This is a genomic window from Eudoraea sp. (genome assembly GCF_049665975.1).
Taxonomy (GTDB): domain Bacteria; phylum Bacteroidota; class Bacteroidia; order Flavobacteriales; family Flavobacteriaceae; genus Eudoraea.
Genome location: NZ_JBATGR010000060.1, coordinates 1 through 1,648, shown reverse-complemented (window position 1 = coordinate 1,648; position 1,648 = coordinate 1). Strand labels below are relative to the sequence as shown.

The following is a 1,648-nucleotide window of genomic DNA, read 5'->3' as shown; positions in this document are numbered from 1 at the left end:
AGAATTTAATTTTTACAGAAGGCTGTAACGAAGGTTATGATATTGCCAAAATTGAGGAAGAACGACTTGCAGAACGCTATGGAAGGTCTATGATAAATGATTTTAACAATGGAACGGTGGCATGGACAGACTGGAATATTCTTTTGGATGAAACAGGTGGCCCCAACCATGTGGGTAATTTATGTTTTGCTCCGGCACATGGAGACACCAAAACCGGCGAACTTACATTAACGTATTCCTATTATTATATAGGGCATTTTTCTAAATTTATTCGCCCTGGCGCAAAAAGGATCAGTAGTGTTTCGAGCTCAAATTCCTTGCTGTCAACTGCATTTGTGAATACGGACGGTAGTTTGGTGATCGTGGCAATGAATCAAAGTGAAGCTCCTTTAGAATATGGGATCACCATGGATTCAAAAACTGCGAAAATTGAAATTCCGGCAAATGGAATACAAACTATTGTGATGTCAGAATAGTAATTTATCTGTCTGCCAAACCTAACAAAATAACCAAACCAAAAAAACAAAAAGATGGAAAAACCCGATCAAGTTATTAAAATGAATAAGTCTTATACGATTTTCATCAGTCTGATTGTCGCCCTAGGTGGTTTTTTATTGGGTTTTGACAGTGCTGTAATTTCTGGTGCGGTCAAGGGGATTCAGGTCTACTTTGAAATGACGGAATGGATGCTTGGTTTTTCTGTTGGATGTGTCGTTTTTGGAGCAATGACAGGGAATTTAATGGCTGGGCCCCTGAGTGATAAATTTGGTCGAAGAAATGTCTTGATCTTTGTAGCAGCACTTTTTATGATCTCAGCTAGCTGGTCTGCACTGGCAACAGGTTATACAGAATTTATTATTGCTCGGATTATTGGAGGCGTAGGCATTGGAGGCGCCCTATTAATAGCCCCTATTTATATTGGAGAAATAGCACCTCCCAAACTCAGAGGAAGTCTTGTATCATTCAATCAATTGAATATCGTTATAGGTATTTCGGTTGCTTATTTTTCTAATTATTTTCTGGTTAATATGGGAGAAGATAGTTGGCGCTGGATGTTGGGTGTGGAAGCTATTCCGGCCGCCATTTATTTTTTGACACTTTTTACCGTTCCAAGAAGTCCACGTTGGTTAATTACTAAATTAAATAATGTTAAACTGGCAAGAAAGATTCTTGTAAAGATTGGAGGAGAGGAATATGCCGAGCTTACTATCGCCGAGATTCTGCGAGGCATTGACCTGCAAGAAGAAAAGGGCAGAATATCCGATTTCTTTAAATACAGAAATCGCAATATCATGATTATCGCACTGGGCATTGCTTTTTTTCAACAAATTACTGGGATTAATGCAGTTTTTTATTATGCGCCAACCATATTTGAACAAGCCGGTGGAAGTACAGATTCTTCATTTCTACAAGCAATTGTAGTGGGCCTTACCAATCTTGTATTCACTCTGGTAGCTATATGGTTAATTGACAGGCTGGGACGTAAACCCCTTTTGTTAATAGGTACAACTTTTATGACTATCGCTCTTTTAATGGCTGCCCTAGCATTTAATAATGCCACCTATGATTTTAATGATAAAACCCTGGATAAAGTTGGCAACACTGAGATAAGAACTGCTTTAACAGATTTAAATGTCAAATCTTTCGA

General features: G+C 38.4%; 2 protein-coding genes. Both read left to right on the top strand.

The window, feature by feature from the left end; all coding sequences use genetic code 11:
- Nucleotides 1-476 (top strand): glycoside hydrolase family 30 beta sandwich domain-containing protein (locus WBN20_RS02610; RefSeq protein WP_424280603.1); only part of this gene is annotated, 476 nt, incomplete at its 5' end.
- A 54-nt stretch (nt 477-530) separates the two neighbouring features.
- Nucleotides 531-1,648, top strand: a 1,118-nt coding sequence (locus tag WBN20_RS02605; protein WP_424280602.1) for a sugar porter family MFS transporter, incomplete at its 3' end; no start/stop codon positions are given.